Genomic DNA, 17,673 nt, shown 5'->3' with positions numbered 1-17,673 from the left:
AGCACGGCGCTTGCTTACGTGAAAGTCCATGAAGGTGATGACCCTGGCTGCCCTGCTGATGCAAATGACCTCCGCCGGTGGCGCGGGCGCGGAGGACAAGCGGGCGGGCAAGCACGTGGAAGACGTGGGAACCGAACACAAGGGCGCGGTGGCGGAGGACATCACCTCGCTCAAGGGCGAAATCGTCAGCTTGAAGGAAGAGTTCCGGCGCGCGCGAGAGCGGCAGCGCCTGGCGGCGGAAGAGAAGCAGCGCCAGGAGGAGGCTCGTTACGGTGTCCCGGCGAAAACCGCTCCCACCCCTGCCTCCGGAGGGGAACGAACCCCCGCCCGATGAGTCGGAGGCGATCGAGGTTCCGGTCGACGGCAACCTCGACCTGCACCTGTTCCAGCCCCAGGACGTGAAGGACGTCGTCACCGAGTACCTCTGGGCCTGTCGCCAGGAGGGCGTGCTCGACGTTCGCGTCATCCACGGCAAGGGCACGGGCGCGCTCCGGCGCACCGTGCAGAAGCTGCTGGCCACGTTGCCGGAGGTGGAAGGCTTCCAGACCGCCTCGGAGGTGGACGGCGGCTGGGGCGCGACGTGGGTGCGGCTCAAGCCCCGATGAAGGGGCCCGGCGCCGCGGCCCTCAGGACAGCCAGAAGTACGCGGAGGCGATGAGGGTGCGCTTCTCCGTCACGCGCCCCTTCTGGGCCAGCTCCGCGAGCTGCCGGTCCTTGGCCGCGTAGCGCTTCTCCTCTTCGTTGCGCAGCGACGCCAGCTTGCGGCGGTAGTCGCGCTCCTGCCGGTCCGAGTGCGCCCGGGCCTTGGCGCGCTCCGCGGTGTCCTCCACGCCGAGCACGTCCTTGCGCGCGTCGAACCACGCCTGCCGGGCGGACTCCACCACCTCGCGCGACTCCATCAGGCAGTCCTCGACGTAGCGGTCCGCGCGCTCCTTGGCCTTGTCCAGCTCCAGCGCGTTGCGGCGCTCCGCGGCGCGGATCAGCTCATCCTTGGCGGTCATCAGCGACTGCTCTTGCATGAGCTGCACGGACACCGGCGCGGGCTGGCGGCGCTTCTCTTCCTTCGCGTCGAGCTTGGTGAAGTGGACCCCGTCCGTCAGCGGCAGGGCGCGGAAGCCGCCGTCGCGGTCCTTCACCAGCACCAGATGGACCAGCTTCTCCTCGGGCTTGAGGCCCGTCGTCTCGAACTTGTAGACGAACCACCAGCCCTCGCTGCCCGCGAGCCGGGCCAGCCGCGAGGGCAGGCCGGCCGCGTCCAGCTGAAGGTAGCTGACGGCGTCCTGGGTGCGGTCGCGCACCGCGTAGGCGGCCTTGGCCACCTGGAGCCGGCCGGAGGTGCGGCTGCCCAGCACGGAGCCGGTGAGCGCCTTCGCCTCCTGCTGGCGCTTCGCGACGACCTCCTTGGCCTGGTCTCCCGCGACGCGCAGGCGTCGGCGCACGTCGCCGTCGAAGCGCTCCAGCACCACCGAGCGCATCGCCGTCATGCGCTGGCTGATGCTGCCCTCCAGCTCCTCGCGCAGCTTGTCGAAGGCGACGTTGATGTCGGCCGGGTTGCGGCAGGACTGGTAGATGTCCAGCACGCGCCGCTCGAAGTCGACGCCGCTCTCCAGCACGCCCAGGATCTCATCCGACGCGCCGAAGACGCCGTCGAACAGGTTGAGCTTCTTCTCCAGCAGCTCGAACAGGCGCGCGTCCGCCGCGTTCTGCCGGTTGAGGAAGTTCACCACCAGCACGTCGCGCTGCTGCCCGTAGCGGTGGCAGCGGCCGATGCGCTGCTCCACGCGCTGCGGGTTCCACGGCAGGTCGTAGTTCACGACCAGGTTGCAGAACTGGAGGTTGAGCCCTTCGGCGCCCGCCTCCGTGCAGATGAGGATCTGCGAGCGGTGGCGGAACTCCTCCACCAGCGCCCGGCGCTCCTCGGGCGTGCCGCCCGCGTCCCCGGAGAGCAGCGAGATCTTCCCCCGGTAGCCGTGCTCCGACAGCAGGTTGAAGAGGTACTGCTGCGTGCGCTTGGACTCCGTGAAGATGAGCGCCTTCTCCGGCCAGGAGTGCGTGCGCATCACCGCGAAGGTGCGGTCCAGGGCGCGCTTGAGCGCCTCGCCCTTGGCGTTGATGCGGATGGAGTCCGCGAGGTCCGCGTACTGCCGCAGCTCCCAGACCTCCTGCTCCAGCGAGCGGACCTGGGGGGCCTTGGCGGGGTCGTCGGACCACTCCTCGCCTTCCTCCTGGTACTGCTTGGCTTCCTCGGGCTCGAAGAGCGCCAGGGCCTGCTGTCCCAGCCGCGCGGCCTCCAGGCGCTTCTGCAGGTTCTCCGACAGCCGGCGCAGGGTGGGCGCGATGGCGAACGTCGAGGAGGCCAGGAGCTTGCGGTAGCACAGCGTCAGCAGCGTCTTCTTGCCGGGCTCGATGGCCGCGGCCTCCGAGCGCTGGAGGTACTCACTGACCTTCTCGTAGAGGTCGTGCTCCTCGGGGGACGGGTGGAAGTCCTCCACGATGCTGCGCCGGTTGGTGTAGCGGACGTACTCGCGCACCTGGCGGCGCAGCGTGCGCTGCACCACGGGCGCCAGCCGCTCCTTGAGCTCGCAGGCGGCGGCCTCCGTCATGCCGCCGCCCTCGTCGGCGCGGTAGCGGCTGCGGAAGGCGTGCTCGGGGCCCAGGATCTGCTCGTCCAGCAGCGACATCAGGCCGAACAGCTCCATCAGGTCGTTCTGGAGCGGGGTGGCGGTGAGCAGCAGCTTGGGCCGGCCCGCGAGCGACGCGCGCAGCGCCTGCCCCGTCTTGTTGTTGGGCCGGTGCGCGTTCCGGAGGCGGTGCGCCTCGTCGATGATGATGAGGTCCCACGGGATCTCCGCCACGAGCGCGGAGCGGTTCGCCGCGAACGGGTGCGAGCAGATGACGGGGAAGGGCTGATCGAAGCAGTTGTTGTGGCGCTTCACGTCGCGGCCGTCGACGAGGACGCTGTCCAGGTCGAACTTCTCGCGCAGCTCCGCGTTCCACTGCGCGCGCAGCACCGCCGGCGCCAGGATGAGGATGCGGTTCTTGCCCTCCGCCATCAGCTGGGCCACGACGAGGCCCGCCTCGATGGTCTTCCCCAGGCCCACCTCGTCCGCCAGCATGCAGCCGCCGCGCGACAGGGCGTCCAGCGCGAACATCGCCGCTTCGACCTGGTGGGGGTTCAGGTCCACCTTCGCTTCGGCGAGCGCGTTGGCCAGCCGCTGCTGCGTGTCCCCGCTGCGCGCCAGCAGCTCCTCGGCGAGGAGCCGCTCGTGGAAGGGCGTCAGCCCCGCCTCCACCAGCTCCTCCGCGGCCCGGGCCGCGACGGCCGCGGCGTCCGCCTCCACCTGCAGCTTCAAACCCCTTGCGACCTCCGCCAAGTCCCGCCTCCCGTCCGGTTTGGAGCGTGCGCGCGTGCGCGCGAACAGTTGAGGCGCGCCATTCTGGGCAGCGATCCGCATCTGTAAAGGGGGTCCTCCGCGAGGCCGAAAACTCGGCCTCCGCGCGATTGGCAAGGACGCAGTTCGGCGGAGTGTCGCGGGCGCACTCGAGCGTTGGAGCGTGCCAAAAGGCTTGACGGATGCGACTGGAGCGCTCAGAGGCGTCCGCGCGCCTTGACGTCCAGGTACACGTTGAGTGCAGCGGCGCCGAAGCCGCGGGCCGGCGCGCGCACCACCAGCGCGCCCGCGTCGCGCAGCGTGGTGGCGGTGCGGCGGTATTCGGCCTCCATGCGGGCGGCGGCCTGCCGTGCGTAGGCGGCGGGCGCGTCGCCGGGCACGTCGGTGGCGGCGGCCTCCAGGTCCTCGTCCAGCAGCGACGCGACGACGGGCAGGTGCCGGGGGCGCAGGGCGAGCGTGCGCGTGAGGAGCGCGGCGGACGCGTCCGGATCCACCAGGTCGGTGAAGAGCACCACCAGCGCGCGGCGCGTCTGGCGGGCGAAGGCGAAGTCGAACGCGCGGCCGTAGTCGCTCTCCTCCAGCCCGGCCTCCGCGCGGTAGAGGGACTCGGTGATGAGGCGCAGGTGCTCCGCGCCCTTGCGCGGAGGGAGGAAGGCGCGCACGTCGCTGGCGAAGGCGAGGACGCCCACCACGTCGCCCGCGTCCAGGCTCACCCGCGCGAGCCTCAGCGCCGCGTCCACCGCGTGGTCCAGCTTGCGCCTCCCCTGCACCCGGCCCGCCATGTGGCGGCCACAGTCCAGCAGCAGCAGCACCGGCTGGTGGCGCTCCGGCTGCCACGTGCGCACGAGCGTGTGGCCATGGCGCGCGGAGGACTTCCAGTCGATGTGGCGGTAGTCATCTCCGGGGCGGTATTCGCGCAGCGATTCGAACTCGCGGCCCTCCGCCGTCTTGCGCAGGAGCGTGCGCGCGGACACGGCCTCCGACGTGCGCGCCAGCGTCAGCGCCTCGCGCGACAGGGCGCTCAGGTCCGGATACACCTTCACGTCCCGCGCGGCGGGCAGCTGTACCTGCCGTGAGCACAGCCCCAGCGGGCCCGACAGGCGCAGGCTCACGTCGCCAAAGCGCGCGTCGCCCCGCGCGGGCGGGCGCACCCGGTACGTCAGCCGCGTGGGCCCGCCTCCGGCCTCCAGCGTGAAGGGTTGCCGGTGTCCGTGGCTCTCCATGTCCAGGGGCGGCTCGTCGCGCAGCTCGCCGCGCACGGGCCGGGGCGTGTTCGCGCGCAGCTCCCAGCGCACGAGGTTGTCCACGCCGGAGGAGAGGATGGGCTCCACCTCGCGGCGCGCCTCCAGGTCGCGGGCTTGGGGGGCGCGCAGGAAGTCCACGGCGCACAGGAGCAGGACGGCCACGTCCACCGCGAGCGCCAGCCACCCGAAGGAGGGGTTCGCCACCGCGAGCGCAGCGGGCACGAGCGCCGCCGCGAACAGCGCCACGGCGAGGCCGGTGGGGACGGGACGCCCTGGGCTCACCGGGGCACTCGCACCCGCTCGAGCGTCTGCCGGAGGACGTCATCCGCCGTGACGCCCTCCACCTCGGCCTCGGCCTTGAGGAGGAGGCGGTGGTTGAGGACGCTGGGCGTGACGGACTTCACGTCATCCGGGGTGACGAAGTCGGTGCCCCGGAGCGCCGCGTGCGCCTTGGCCGCCGCGAGCAGGGCCTGGGCTGCGCGGGGGCTCGCGCCCAGCCGCACGCGGGGATGGGCGCGGGTGTCGCGCACGAGCTGCACGACGTACTGGAGGATGGAGTCGTCGCACGCGACGCGAGCCGCGCGGTCCTGCAGCTCCGTCAGCGTGGCGGCGTCGAGCACGCGGGACACGGCGGGCGGCCGGCCCTCGCGCTGGTGGAAGGCGCGCAGGAGGGAGGCCTCCGCGTCCCCGTCCGGATAGCCCACGCGCACGCGCATGAGGAAGCGGTCCAGCTGCGCCTCGGGGAGGGGATAGGTGCCCTCCAGCTCCAGCGGGTTCTGCGTGGCGACGACGAAGAAGTGCGGCGGCAGCGGGTGGGTGACACCGTCGATGGTGACCTGCCGCTCCTCCATGGCCTCCAGCAGCGCCGCCTGCGTCTTGGGCGGGGTGCGGTTGATCTCATCCGCGACCAGGACCTCCGTGAAGACGGGGCCCTTCATCAGGCGGAAGGACTGCGACTGCGGCTGGAAGACGTTGGTGCCCAGGATGTCCGCGGGCATCAGGTCCGGGGTGAACTGCACGCGGGAGAAGGACAGGCCCAGCGCGCCCGCCATGCTGCGGGCGGTGAGCGTCTTGGCGACGCCGGGCACACCCTCCAGCAGCACATGGCCGCGCGCGAGGAAGGCCGTCACCAGGTCGGCCAGCACGCGGGGCTGGCCCACGACGGCCGAGCCCAGCGCGTCGAGGAGGCGGGAGAGGGGCGTGGCGTCGGACATGGTGGCCCGCGACGGTAGCCCGCCTCCCATCCCCCGCGGCAGCGAAATCCTCGGGGGGGCCGGACCTAGTCCTGGCGTCTCAGGCCCATCAGTCCGCCGAGGAGCGCGATGACCGCGCCGAGGATGCCCAGGAAGCAGCCGATGCTCGGCGACGAGTTCATCATCTCCGAGTTGCCGAGCGGCGACGGCACCAGCGTCGTGTCCGACGAGAGCTTCAGGAACACCAGCGACCACGCGAGGCACACCACGCTGCAGACCATCTGCGCGCCCCAGGGAATCATGGGGTTCACCCAGGTCATCACGTTGCGCGACCGCAGGCCGACGAGGACCATCTGCGCGACGGCGAAGAGGAAGGAGACGAAGCCCAGGCTGATGAGGCCCAGGAAGTCGCCGTCCGCGGCCGTCTCCTTCCACGGCATGAAGCAGGACAGCACCACCAGCGTCGCGCCCCAGAAGGCGATGCGGTCCCCACCTTCCAGCTCCTTCAGGAACGAGCGCGCGTCGTCCAGCAGGACTTCCGGATCATCGATGGGCGAGCGGTTGGACTCGAGCTCGCGGGCCTCGCGGGACCAGGGGTCCGCGGCGTCCCCGGCGTCGTCCTCTTCCTCCTCGACGGGCGCGGGAGCCGGGCGGCGGGGGGCCGGGGCGGCACGCGCGGGGGCGGCCTTCGCCGCGGCACCGGTCCGGCCCGCGGGGCGCTGGGCGCGCTCCCTGGCGATGTCGTCCATGCTGCGCACGTTCGTGGCGTCGTCGCCCGGCGGCGGCGCGGCGGCGCGGGCGCCCGGCTTGGCGCGGGCCGGGGCAGGGCGTGCCTTGGGCGGCGGCGCGGCCTTCGGGGCGGGCGGGCGTGAGCGCGGCGGGGGGCCGACTCCGGTGCTCTCGTCATCCCCGGAACCGCCCTCGTCCCCGCCCCCGAGGAAGGACTGGTCGATGATGTAGTCGCATTCGGGGCAGATGGCGGTGTCGTCCGCGACCTTGCGATTGCAGCCTGGGCAGTTCAGGGCTGGTGCTCCGGGAGGGGGGAAACGGCGCGATATCTTCCCGGCCCCCGCGCGCGCCTGTCAAACCCCTTCAAAGCCATAACCCCTGGATTTTCGCGGGGAATTGACCTAGCCCCTCCGGACATGGCCCGCCTGACCGCCGCCGTGTCCGCCGGAATCCTCCTCCTGAGCGCGTGCGTGCGCACCGTGCCACCGTCCGACGGAGGGGACGAGCCGCCTGCCCGCGTCCTCCAACGCATCCAGGACTGGGAGGATCGCCGTTCGCTCGGGGGCGGCGAGCTCGTGCGGCTCGCCACGTCAGCCCCGGAGGCCCTCGTGCGAAGCCGCGCCCTGCGGGCCCTGGCGCGCATCCAGGACCTGGAGACGCTGGACGCGATCCTCGCGGGGCTGACGGCGCCCGCGACCACCGTGCGCGACGAGGCCGCCTTCGCGGCGGGCGAGCTGGCGTTGTCGTGGGAGCCACTGCCGGCGGACGCCCAGGCGAAGCTGACCGCGGCGCTGGTGCGCGCGGAGGCCACGGAGACGACGGACCGGGTGCGCATCACCCTGCTGGAGTCGCTGGGGAAGCTGGCCACGCCCGGCGCGGTGGAGGTCCTGACGGCCCGCCTGTCGCCACCCGGCGAGCCCTGGTCGGAGTTCGCGGCGACGGCCCTGGGCGTCGCCGCGCGCAAGGCGGGCCCGGCGGCGGTGGCGGGCGTTCCCCTGGATGCGATCCGCGCGCTGTTGAAGGCGCGCGAGCGCTGGGAGGTGAACCTCGCCGGGGCGTACCTGCTGGCGGCGTCGAAGCGGCCGGACGCCGTGGACGCGCTTCGCGCCTGTCTGTCCAACGCCCAGCCCGACGTGAGGGCCCTGTGCACGAAGGGCCTGGGGGATGTGGGCGGCTCCACGGACACCTTCGCGCTGGGCTTGATGCTCGGAGACGAAGTCCCCCGGGTCTCGGCGGAGGCGGCGCGGGCGTTGGCGAAGCTGGCGGTGAAGTGCCAGGAGGGGACGACCTGTGGTCCGCTGCTGGCCCTGCAGGGCATCGGGTACCGCGCGAAGCGCGTGGCGGAAGGGAAGGCGGAGTGGGGCCACGCCTTGCTGGCGGTGGCCCAGCAGGGACTCCCGCTCCAGGGACGGCCGGTGTTGTCGGGCCTCAGGGCGGCCATGGCGGAAGCGGCCCCTGGCGCCGCGTCCGACGAGGCCCGCGCGGACCTCGCGTGGCTGGACTGCCGGTTCGCGGCGGCGATGGACCGGCAGCGGGGCATCCTGGAGGAGGTGCTTCGGTGTGGAGAGGGCCGCGTCCCTGAAGCCCGGAGGCTCGCGTTGGGGCTGCATGAGGTGGCCCAGTTCAAGGTGCTGTCCGCGACCGCGGCGAAGCCGGGGGACGTGACTCCACCCGTGTCGGGAGCCGCCTTCGCGGTGCCCTACCTGAGCCACGTCAGTCCCGTGGTGCGCGGCGCGGCGCTGGATGCCATTTCCGAGCGGCCCGTGCCCGAAGCGAAGGCGCCGGTGCGAGCGCTCATCGCCGGGAGCGACGCGGTGGTGGCGGGGCTCGCCGCCTCCGCCGCCGGAAAGCTGCACGACGCCGAAGCGCTGCCCGCGGTGGAGGCCCTGGCGGCGCGGGTGCCTCGGGAGCCGGACCTGGCGGAGTCCGTGGCTGGCGCGCTCGTCGCGTTGCAGGGGCGCGCCGCCGAGCCCCGCCTGCGCGAGTGGCTGACCCACCCGCACGCGAACGTGCGCCGCGTCGCCGCCGAAGCCCTCACCTCCCTCACGGGGACGCCCATCCGCGCCGGCCGCGTGGAGCTGCCGCCGCACACCTCCCGTCCGCCCGCCGCGCCCCCTTCCACGACGCTCACGCTGCGCACGCGCAAGGGCGACATCACCGTGCTCCTGGATGAACAGGCGCCGCTCACGGGCGGCAACCTGGTGGCGCTCGCGCGGCAGGGCTACTTCCGGGGCACGACGTTCCACCGCGTGGTGCCGGACTTCGTCGCGCAAGGCGGCGACCCGCGCGGGGACGGGGAGGGCGGCCCCGGGTACTCCATCCGGTGTGAGATGACGCGCCGGCCATATGCCCGGGGCACCGTGGGGATGGCGCTGTCCGGCAAGGACACCGGCGGCAGCCAGTTCTTCTTCACCCACTCGCCGCAGCCGCACCTGGACGGCCGCTACACGGCCTTCGGAAGCGTCATCGCGGGCATGGACGTCGTGGACGCGCTGCTGGAGGGCACGGTCATCGACGACGTCATCGTTGGCGACCACCGCCCCTGAGCCGGCCTCTCGCGCGCGTCAGGCCCCGCTGGCGCGCGCGGGCTCGGGTTCACCGTGGGCGTTGAGCTTCCCGCCGTTCCAGCGGCGGTCCTCCGCTTCTTCCATCATCTCCACCTCGCGGCGGATGCGGGCCCACTCCGTCTCCGGGAGGCCCAGGAACGCCTCCGCGAGCGCCGGGTCGAACTGCGTCCCCGCGCAGCGGCGGACCTCGTCGCGGGCCACGCTCATGGGACGTCCCTTGCGATAGGGCCGGTCGGAGGTGATGGCGTCCAGCGTATCCACGAGGCAGAAGATGCGCGCGCCGACGACGATGTCCTCGCCCTTGAGCCCCAGCGGGTAGCCCTTGCCGTCCCAGCGCTCCTGGTGCTGCAGCACGATGAGCGCCGCCTCGTGCAGGTAGGGCATCTTCGCCAGCATCCGGTAGCCGAACTCCGGGTGCTGCTTCATCTCCACCCACTCCTCGGGCGTGAGCGGCCCGGGCTTGAGCAGGATGGAGTCGCGCACGCCAATCTTGCCGATGTCGTGCAGGAGCGCGCCCTGTTCCACCACGTCCAACGCCGGCCCGGTGAGGCCAATCTCCTGCGCCAGCCGCCGCGCGTACAGCGACACGCGCCGTGAGTGCCACTGCGTCTCCGTGTCGCGGTAGTCCAGCGCGCTGATGAGCCCGTCCAGAAGCCCCGTCGTGCGCTCGATGACCCGGCGCTCCAGGCCCTCGTTGATGGCCAGCAGCTCCGCGTTCTTCTCCGCGACCTCGCGCGTCAGCCGCTCGTTGGCCGCCACCAGCCGGTGGTGCTCGATGGCCTGCCTCACGCTGCTGGTCAGCTCGCTCAGCGCCCACGGCTTGCCCAGCAACCGGAAGACCTCGCCCCGGTTCACCGCCTCCGACGCCGTCTTGAAGTCCGCCGCCGCCGTCAACATCAGCCGCACCGCGCGCGGGTTCTTCTCCCGGAGCGCCGACAGCAGCTCGATGCCGTTGAGGTACGGCATCATGAAGTCCGTCAGCACCACGTCGAAGCCCTGTTCCCGCGCCGCGACCACCGGATCGCTGTGGGTGACGACCTCGTAGCCCTCCGCCTGCAGGATTCGGGAAAGCGCCGCGAGGATGAGCACGTCGTCGTCCACCACGAGGATCCGAGCCATGGGCAGATACGCTCCGAGCGAGTGGGCTGCGTTTTCTCAGAGTCTTATATCCGCTCCACGGGCAGGCAAACAGGCCCCCCAAGCTTTCCAGTGCTGGTAAACTGCCGGAATTCTTGAAGATTCCCCGAAACCAGTGGTCGCTGGACTCCACGTTACGCTTGCTTGCTCAAGGAAGCGTGTTCTATGGTGGCTGGCGACCCGCCGTAAATGGTTGTAACCCCTTGGAATTCGGGAGCAATCTCCGATGGCTAGAGCCCCTGATGGGCCGGTGCCGGTGGTGGTGATGGGGCTGGGGTTCATCGGGCAGGAAATTGCCAGGGCCGCCCTGTCGTCCCCCGAAGTGGAATTGATGGGCGCGGTGGACTCGCAGCCTTCCCTGGTGGGGCGTCCGCTGGGGGACGTGCTGGGGCAGGCCGCGCCGCGCTTCAAGGTCGCGGACTCGCTGGAGCGCGCCGTGGGGCGCCGCAAGGGCGTGGTGGTGCTGCACGCCACCAGCTCGCGGCTCTCGCAGGTGATGGAGCAGCTGCTGGACGCGCTGAAGCTGGGCCTGCCGGTGGCCAGCACGTGCGAGGAGCTGGCGTTCCCGCACCTCAAGTACCCGGAGCTGGCGGAGAAGCTGGAGCGCGCCGCGCAGAAGGCGGGCGTCGCCATCGTGGGCACCGGCGTGAACCCGGGCTTCGTGCTGGACCGGCTGGTGGCCACCGCGGGGCAGGTCTGCGGGCCCGTCCGCAAGGTGCTGGCCAGCCGCGTGGTGGACGCGCGGACGCGGCGTGAAGCGCTGCAGCGCAAGGTGGGGGCGGGCCTGACGGAGGAGGAGTTCTTCGAGCTGGTGGACCGCGAGGAGCTGGGCCACGTGGGGCTGGTGGAGTCCGCGGCGCTGGCGGCGCTGGGTTTGGGCCTGGACTGCGACGACTTCGAGGAGGAGGTCGCGCCGGTGTTCGCGGAGGAGGAGATCTCCGGCGGCGCATTTGTCGTGAAGAAAGGCCGCGTCGCGGGCATGTTCCAATCCGTGGTGGGTTTGGAGGAGGGTCAGGAGCGGGTGCGCCTGGAGCTGACCATCGCGGTGGGGGCGGACAACCCAAGGGATCGCATCGAAATCGACGCGGATCCCAGACTGGTGCTGGAAATCCCGGGGGGAGTGGCGGGCGACCGGGCCACCGCGAACGCGCTGGTGAATGCCGCGCCACGTTTGACGGCCGCGGAGGCCGGGCTCATGACGGTGCTTGAGCTGCCGTCAGGACGCTGAAGGTTCATCAGGAGAGGGAAATGCTGGACAAGAACGCGATTGGCCGCGCCTCACCGCCGACGCTCAACGAGGTGGAGAAGGGCGCCATCCGGCGCTTCGCCGAAGCGATCGGCGACTACAATCCCATCTACTACGACGAGGAGTACGCCCGTGCCTCGGGCTATCCCACCATCGTCGCGCCGCCCACGTTCCCCGCGTCGTTCCATTCCGCCGCGGACCTCCGTGAGCTGTTGGGGGTGGGCATCAAGAGCCTGCTGCACGCCGAACAGGGCTTCGACTACGAGCGGCCCATCTTCGCGGGGGATCGCATCTACGTGTCCACCCGCGTGTCGGACGTCTTCGAACGGCCGGGCATGTCCGGCAAGATGGACATCGCGGTCATCGAGGACGAAGGCCGTGACGAGGAGGGCAACCTCGTCTTCCGTGCTCGCCGGACCCTCGTGGTGCGTGCCGCCAAGGAGAACGTCTGATGCCCGCGCGCAAGCTCTACTTCGAATCCATTCGCGTGGGTGACGAGCTGCCCGCGCTGGCCAAGGCCCCGGTGGACCGCGTGCAGCTGTCGCGCTACGCGGGCGCCTCCGGCGACTACAACCCCGTCCACGTGGACGAGCTGTACGCCAAGAGCGTGGGCATGCCGTCCGTCTACGCCCCGGGCATGCTCGTCATGGGCATGCTCGGCCAGTTGATCAGCGACTGGGCGCGCGGCGGGCAGCTGCGCCGCTACAACGTCCGGTTCATCAAGATGGTGTGGCCGGGCGACACCGTGGTCTGCAAGGGCCGCGTGAGCGACCGCCACGGCTCCGGCGGCCGGTACTTCGTCGAAATCGACCTCTGGGCGGAGAACCAGAAGGGCGAGCTCGTCATGAAGGGCGGCTCGCAGATCCAACTCTTCTACTCCCTGGAGGACGAGAACCGGCAGCGCTCCGGCCAGTCCCCCATCGTGGTGGAGGTCCCTCGCGAGAGCCTGGTCGTCCCCGCCGCCACCAGCGCCGCCCCCGAGTCGTCCACCAGCGCCGCTCCCACCGCGCCGGAAGAGGACGAGGACGACGACGAGGAGGCGGGCGAGCCCCGCTCCGGCGCCTCGTCCAAGAAGACCGCCCCCCGGGAGAAGCCCGCCGCCAAGACGGCCTCCCTCCCTCTGGCGAAGAAGGCCAAGAAGTAGGCGTTCAACGCTGGAATCCCGCGTTCGGACGGGGCGGCTTCGACCGCTCGTCAACGCGGGGTGTCATTCCGGGTTGACTCAAAAATCAGTCGACGCCACACTTCCTGCGTCACATGGGCCGCTGACCCTTTCTTTTTCCTGCCCTGCGGGAAGAGAGCAGGCAGCGAGCCCCTACGCAGGAGTGGCCATGTCCGCCGGCATCAACACCTACAAGACCGACCTTCGAGAGATCTTCTTCACGCTGTTCGAGCAGTTCGGCTTCGGCCAGGTGGCGGGCCAGGCGCCGTATGACGCCTGGGGGCCGGATGAGGCGAAGGCGGTGCTCACGGAGACCTACCGCTTCGCGCGCGAGGTCCTGGGGCCCCTCAACTCCGTGGGCGACCGCGAGGGCTGCCGGGTGGAGAACGGCGCCGTCTTCACGCCCAAGGGCTTCAAGGACGCGTGGAACAAGCTCTACGAGCAGGGCTTCAAGACGGTGGCGGTGAGCCCCGACCACGGCGGCCAGGGCGCGCCGATGATGCTCCAGGTGACGGTGGAGGAGATCCTCTCCGGCGCCAACACGGCGTTCAACATGTACCCGGGCCTGGCGTTCGGCGCGGCGGAGGTCATCGCCGAGTGCGGCACGCCCGCGCAGCAGAAGCAGTTCGTGGAGCGCATGCTCAACGGCACGTGGGGCGGCACCATGTGCCTCACCGAGCCGCACGCCGGCTCCGACGTGGGCGCGGCCAAGTCCACCGCGAAGCGCAACGGGGACGGCACGTACAGCATCCGGGGCACGAAGATCTTCATCTCCGGCGGCGACCACGACATGGCCGGCAACATCATCCACCTGGTGCTCGCGCGCATCGACGGCGCGCCGGTGGGCACCAAGGGCCTGTCGCTCTTCATCGTCCCCAAGCTGCGCATCAACGCGGACGGCTCCGCGGGCCAGGCGAACGACGTCACGGTGGCGTCCATCGAGCACAAGATGGGCATCAACGGCTCCGCCACCTGTGTCCTCAACTTCGGTGAGAACGACGGCTGTCTGGGCGAGCTCGTGGGCACCGTCGAGCACGTCGGCATGAGCCAGATGTTCAAGATGATGAACGGCGCGCGCATCGCCGTGGGCATCCAGGGCGTGAGCCTGGCGTCGGCCGCGTACTACAACGCGGTCGACTACGCGAAGGACCGCAAGCAGGGCTCCCACTTCACCAAGTGGAAGGACCCGTCCGCGCCCCGCGCCTCCATCCTGGAGCACCCGGACGTGCGCCGCATGCTGCTGGACATCAAGGCGCACGTGGAGGGCATCCGCGCGCTGGTCATCAAGCTGGCCATGCACCTGGACAAGGCGAAGCAGCTGGCGGGCAAGGATGACGACGCGGCCAGCTACCACAAGGGCCAGGTGGAGGTGCTGACGCCGCTGGTGAAGTCCTACGGCTCCGACCAGGCCTTCCGCCTGTGCGCGCAGGCCATCCAGGTGTACGGCGGCGCCGGCTACATCCAGGACTACCCGGTGGAGCAGTACACGCGCGACTCGAAGATCTTCTCCATCTACGAAGGCACCAACCACATCCAGGCCATGGACCTGGTGGGCCGCAAGATGGGCCAGGCGGGCGGCGCGCACTTCCAGCAGTTCATGGGAGACGTCGGCAGCTTCGTGGAAGCGCACCGCGAGCACCCGGTGCTGGGCGAGGCCGTGAAGACGCTGGCCGCCGCGCAGGAAGGCCTGATGTCCAGCGCGATGGCGCTGTTCGGCTGGTCGCAGGACCCGGGCCGCTTCCCGCTCATCCCCCTGTCCGCCAACCGCTTCCTCAACATGATGTCGGAGGTCGCCGTGGGCTGGCTGCTGCTGGACGCGGCCGTCATCGCGGAGAAGGCCGCCGCCAGCGTGGGCGCGGACCACCCGGACAAGGCGTTCTACGACGGCAAGAAGTTCAGCGCCCTCTGGTACGCGCGCAACGTGCTGCCCAACGTGGAGTACGCCGCGCGCCTCATCGCCACCGAGGACACCTCGCCCATGGACATCAGCGACGCGGCGTTCGCGTCCGTCTGAGTCCGCCGGACACCCGGCTGACGCCATGAAAAAAGGCCCTCCGGCATGCGTGCCGGGGGGCCTTTTTCCTTTCCGAGGGGGGAGGGGGGCTAGTTGCCCTCGCGCACGCCGATGGCGAGCTGCGCGAGGCCGGCCTTCTTCGCCAGCTCCATCACCTGCACCACCGTCCCGTGGGAGACGCCCTCGTCCGCCTGGACGATGACCACGGTGTCGGGGTTCTGATCCTTCGCCTTGTCGAAGGCCTGCTTCAGCTCCGCCTCCGCGACGACGTTGCCGGCGAGCATGAAGCGGCCGTCCGCCAGCACCGCCACGGACAGGTCCGTCGTGCGCGCGGTGACGTCCGCCGCGCCGCCCTTGGGCAGGTTCACCTTGAGGCCCGCCTTGGCGCCGCCGCCCGGACCCTGCTGCGTGATGACGGAGCTGGTCACCATGAAGATGATGAGCAGCACCAGCATCACGTCCGTGAGCGGCGTGATGTTGATCTCCGCGAAGCCGGCGCCTTCGACCTCATCGTCGGACGAGCCCGGCGTCTTTCCCATGGCCATGGTGGGCGTGTCTCCTTACGACGAGGCGGGCTGCGGATCCGGGCGCGGCGCGGGGGCCGCGGGGCTCTCGCGTGAAGGCGTTGGTTCTGGCAGCGGGCCGCCGGCGGCGCGCTCCTTGAGGATCTCCACGAACTCGTCGCCCAGCAGCCGCAGCTCCACGAGCACGCGGGACAGCCGCGCCTGGAAGTAGTTGTAGAAGACCATCGCCTGCACGGCGACGAGGATGCCCACCGCGGTGGCCACGAGCGCCTCGGAGATGCCCGTCATCACCGCCGCGGAGCCGCCCGTGCCGCCGGCCTCCACGTCCACGCCCAGGTCCTTGAAGGAGCGCATGATGCCGGCCACGGTGCCGAAGAGGCCCACGAAGGGCGTCGTCGAACCGATGGTCGCGAGCAGCCACAGGTTGCGCCGCAGCTTGAGCCCCACCTGGGCGCGCTCGCGCTCCACGGCGGACTCGATGCCGTTGCCGCCGGTGGCGCGGGAGCGCTCCCAGCGGTCGAAGCCGGCGAGGAAGATGTCGGCGGCCACCGCGTCGGAGCGCTCGGCGGCGGTGCGGGCCGCGGCCACGTCCCCCCGGAGGAGGTGCTTGTGGACGATCTCCCCCAGGTTTCGGGAGCGCTCGCTCACGCCCCACAGGGCGATGAGTCGTTCGATGGCCACACCCAGGGCGACCACGGAGGCACCCAGGAGGAGGGCGAGGGTGACGCCGCCCAGGCGAAGGTAATGAAGTAGATCGTTCAGGCTCATGATGGATGACCGGGCATGCGGCCCTGGCTCACACTAGGACATATGAACCGCGCAGCCGCCGCAATCTTCCTGGCCCTCCTCTGTTCGGCCTGCCCCAAACGCCTCGAGTTCGGTCCGGAAGGCCGCATCGAGGATGCCCAGACGCTCTACCAGCATGTGCGCGAGCGACAGGCGAAGGTGGTGAACCTGGAGGGCGACGCCAAGCTGCACGTGGACTCCCCCCAGGGCAGCGGCACCCTCTCCACCTTCCTCTCCATCACCCGTCCAGGGCTCATCCACCTGGAGACCTACGACTTCTTCAACCGCCCGGTCGCCTCGCTCGTCTCCGACGGGGCGCGCTTCGGCGTCTATCAGGCGCGGGACAACGTCTACCTCCAGGGCCCCGCCAGCGCGGAGAACGTGTCGCGCTTCCTGCCTGTCGTCCTGCCGAGCGAGGAGCTGGTCGCGGTGATGCTCGGGCAGGTCCCCCTCCTGCCGCCGGAGTCCATGACCCTGGCGCTGGATGAGAAGGACCGCGTGTATGTGCTGAAGCTCCAGCGGGGGCCCGCGACGCAAACACTCCGCGTGGATCCCAAACACCTGCGCGTGGTGAAGAGCGAGGTGCGAGGTGTGCCGGGCTACGACCTGGCGTTCGAGGACTTCCAGCAGCGCGGCGAGCTGTTCTTCCCCGACAAGGTCCACCTCATCGCCGCGTCGGCGGACACACGGCTGGACCTCCGCTACACGGACATCCGCCTCAACGGCCGGCCGGACCTGACGCTGTACGAGCTGACGGCACCCGAGGGGGCGAAGGTGGTGAACGTCGACGCGCGGGGCCAGGAAGTCCGGGGCCGGGACACGGTGTCGCCGCCGCCCCCGGCGCCGGGTTCCTGAGCTTCCAGGCGTCGAAAGGCAGCGCCCCGGCTCAAACCGGGTACTATGGCGCGCACGACATGGCACAGATCAAGCTTGGAGAACTGCTGATCAAGGCGAACGTCCTGCAGGAGAGCCAGCTCAAGGCGGCGCTCGCCGAGCAGGCCAAGTGGGGCGGGAAGCTGGGCGAGATCCTCGTCCGGATGAACCTCGTCTCCGAGGACATCCTCGTGCGCGCCTTGTCGAAGCAGCTCGGCATGCCGGCGGTGAACCTGGACGCCGTGCAGGCGGTGCCGCCGCACGTGAAGGCCAAGATTCCCTCGCAGACGGCGCGCGACTTCTCTGTCGTGCCCCTGCAGCTGCGCGACGACGGCAAGACGCTGGTGGTCGCGATGTCGGATCCGCTCAACGTGCGGGTGCTGGACGAGCTGCGGGCCCTGTCCAAGTGCCGCATCGTGGCCAACGTGGCGGGGCGCACGTCCGTGGCGCGGGCGTTCGCGCGCCTCTACGAGGAGTCGGCGGAATTGGAGGACGCGGACACCAACTTCAAGGTGGTGGACGCCCAGGGCCGCACCGTCGTGAAGAACCTCAAGGACCTGGACCCGGCCGCCGCGGTCGCTGCGTCCGCGCCCGCCCGTCCCGCCCCCGCGCCGGCCCGTCCGCCGCCTCCCGCGGAGGCGCCTCGCGCGGCGGCCTCCGGAAGTCCCGCGGAGCTGCTCAAGAGCGTGGAGGACGTGCAGCGCAAGGAGGTCGCGGCGCTCAAGGCCATGGTGGAGCTGCTCATCGAGAAGGGCGTTTTTTCCCGCGAGGAATACCTCGCCAAGGTCAAGCGGTAGCCCCCGGCC

General features: G+C 70.8%; 16 protein-coding genes. 9 read left to right on the top strand and 7 right to left on the bottom strand.

Annotation, left to right across the window (positions count from 1 at the left end; all coding sequences use genetic code 11):
• Positions 1 to 28: 28 nt before the first annotated feature.
• Both GTY96_RS11145 and GTY96_RS11140 read left to right on the top strand, forming a co-directional pair.
• Complete coding sequence (locus GTY96_RS11145; RefSeq protein WP_161664675.1) at positions 29 to 334, top strand: hypothetical protein; 306 nt, start codon at positions 29 to 31, stop codon at positions 332 to 334.
• Positions 273 to 605 (top strand): Smr/MutS family protein, encoded by a 333-nt coding sequence (locus tag GTY96_RS11140; RefSeq protein ID WP_161664674.1) that lies wholly within the window; start codon positions 273 to 275, stop codon positions 603 to 605. The genes GTY96_RS11145 and GTY96_RS11140 overlap by 62 nt, the downstream gene beginning before the upstream one ends.
• Before the next feature lie 21 nt (positions 606 to 626).
• Here GTY96_RS11140 and GTY96_RS11135 read toward each other — a convergent pair whose 3' ends face one another.
• From GTY96_RS11135 to GTY96_RS11120, 4 genes are all read right to left on the bottom strand, one after another.
• The gene (locus GTY96_RS11135) at positions 627 to 3,374 is read right to left on the bottom strand and encodes an SNF2-related protein (protein ID WP_143901158.1); all 2,748 of its coding nucleotides are present in this window, start codon (positions 3,372 to 3,374) and stop codon (positions 627 to 629) included.
• A 215-nt stretch (positions 3,375 to 3,589) separates the two neighbouring features.
• Positions 3,590 to 4,918 carry a DUF58 domain-containing protein gene (locus GTY96_RS11130; protein ID WP_161664673.1) on the bottom strand — a complete coding sequence of 443 codons (1,329 nt, stop codon included), beginning with the start codon at positions 4,916 to 4,918 and terminating at the stop codon, positions 3,590 to 3,592.
• Positions 4,915 to 5,850, bottom strand: a complete 936-nt coding sequence (locus GTY96_RS11125; RefSeq protein ID WP_143901154.1) for an AAA family ATPase — start codon at positions 5,848 to 5,850, stop codon at positions 4,915 to 4,917. The genes GTY96_RS11130 and GTY96_RS11125 overlap by 4 nt, the downstream gene beginning before the upstream one ends.
• 65 nt (positions 5,851 to 5,915) lie before the next feature.
• Positions 5,916 to 6,578 carry a hypothetical protein gene (locus GTY96_RS11120; RefSeq protein ID WP_143901152.1) on the bottom strand — a complete coding sequence of 221 codons (663 nt, stop codon included), beginning with the start codon at positions 6,576 to 6,578 and terminating at the stop codon, positions 5,916 to 5,918.
• 396 nt (positions 6,579 to 6,974) lie between these two features.
• On the opposite strand from GTY96_RS11120, the gene GTY96_RS11115 reads away from it, so the two are divergent.
• Complete coding sequence (locus GTY96_RS11115; RefSeq protein ID WP_161664672.1) at positions 6,975 to 9,104, top strand: peptidylprolyl isomerase; 2,130 nt, start codon at positions 6,975 to 6,977, stop codon at positions 9,102 to 9,104.
• Between the two features lie 18 nt (positions 9,105 to 9,122).
• On the opposite strand, the gene GTY96_RS11110 is transcribed toward GTY96_RS11115, so the two are convergent.
• Positions 9,123 to 10,244, bottom strand: a complete 1,122-nt coding sequence (locus tag GTY96_RS11110; protein WP_143901149.1) for an HD domain-containing phosphohydrolase — start codon at positions 10,242 to 10,244, stop codon at positions 9,123 to 9,125.
• Positions 10,245 to 10,488: 244 nt separating this feature from the next.
• On the opposite strand from GTY96_RS11110, the gene GTY96_RS11105 reads away from it, so the two are divergent.
• The 4 genes from GTY96_RS11105 to GTY96_RS11090 all read left to right on the top strand — a co-directional run bounded on the left by GTY96_RS11105 (position 10,489) and on the right by GTY96_RS11090 (position 14,684).
• Positions 10,489 to 11,490 (top strand): NAD(P)H-dependent amine dehydrogenase family protein, encoded by a 1,002-nt coding sequence (locus GTY96_RS11105; protein ID WP_143901147.1) that lies wholly within the window; start codon positions 10,489 to 10,491, stop codon positions 11,488 to 11,490.
• A gap of 20 nt (positions 11,491 to 11,510) precedes the next feature.
• Positions 11,511 to 11,960 carry a MaoC family dehydratase N-terminal domain-containing protein gene (locus tag GTY96_RS11100; protein ID WP_121715724.1) on the top strand — a complete coding sequence of 150 codons (450 nt, stop codon included), beginning with the start codon at positions 11,511 to 11,513 and terminating at the stop codon, positions 11,958 to 11,960.
• Positions 11,960 to 12,652, top strand: coding sequence for a MaoC family dehydratase (locus GTY96_RS11095; RefSeq protein WP_143901145.1), 693 nt, complete (start codon positions 11,960 to 11,962; stop codon positions 12,650 to 12,652). The genes GTY96_RS11100 and GTY96_RS11095 overlap by 1 nt, the downstream gene beginning before the upstream one ends.
• A gap of 187 nt (positions 12,653 to 12,839) precedes the next feature.
• On the top strand, positions 12,840 to 14,684 hold the full coding sequence (locus tag GTY96_RS11090) for an acyl-CoA dehydrogenase (protein WP_143901143.1): 1,845 nt from the start codon (positions 12,840 to 12,842) through the stop codon (positions 14,682 to 14,684).
• A gap of 89 nt (positions 14,685 to 14,773) precedes the next feature.
• Here the strand turns inward: GTY96_RS11090 and GTY96_RS11085 are convergent, their stop codons facing one another.
• Positions 14,774 to 15,229, bottom strand: coding sequence for an ExbD/TolR family protein (locus GTY96_RS11085; RefSeq protein WP_143901141.1), 456 nt, complete (start codon positions 15,227 to 15,229; stop codon positions 14,774 to 14,776).
• Positions 15,230 to 15,244: 15 nt separating this feature from the next.
• Entirely contained in the window at positions 15,245 to 15,976 is a 732-nt protein-coding gene (locus GTY96_RS11080) for a MotA/TolQ/ExbB proton channel family protein (RefSeq protein ID WP_143901139.1), read from the bottom strand.
• A gap of 42 nt (positions 15,977 to 16,018) precedes the next feature.
• On the opposite strand from GTY96_RS11080, the gene GTY96_RS11075 reads away from it, so the two are divergent.
• Positions 16,019 to 16,849: a DUF4292 domain-containing protein gene (locus GTY96_RS11075; RefSeq protein WP_161664671.1), complete on the top strand. Its 831-nt coding sequence runs from the start codon at positions 16,019 to 16,021 to the stop codon at positions 16,847 to 16,849.
• A 59-nt stretch (positions 16,850 to 16,908) separates the two neighbouring features.
• Positions 16,909 to 17,664 (top strand): GspE/PulE/PilB domain-containing protein, encoded by a 756-nt coding sequence (locus GTY96_RS11070; protein WP_143901135.1) that lies wholly within the window; start codon positions 16,909 to 16,911, stop codon positions 17,662 to 17,664.
• Positions 17,665 to 17,673 lie beyond the last annotated feature (9 nt).

This window comes from Corallococcus silvisoli (genome assembly GCF_009909145.1).
GTDB classification, from domain to species: domain Bacteria; phylum Myxococcota; class Myxococcia; order Myxococcales; family Myxococcaceae; genus Corallococcus; species Corallococcus silvisoli.
The sequence above is the reverse complement of the archived record's forward strand: the minus strand, read 5'-3'. Positions and strand labels throughout refer to the sequence as shown.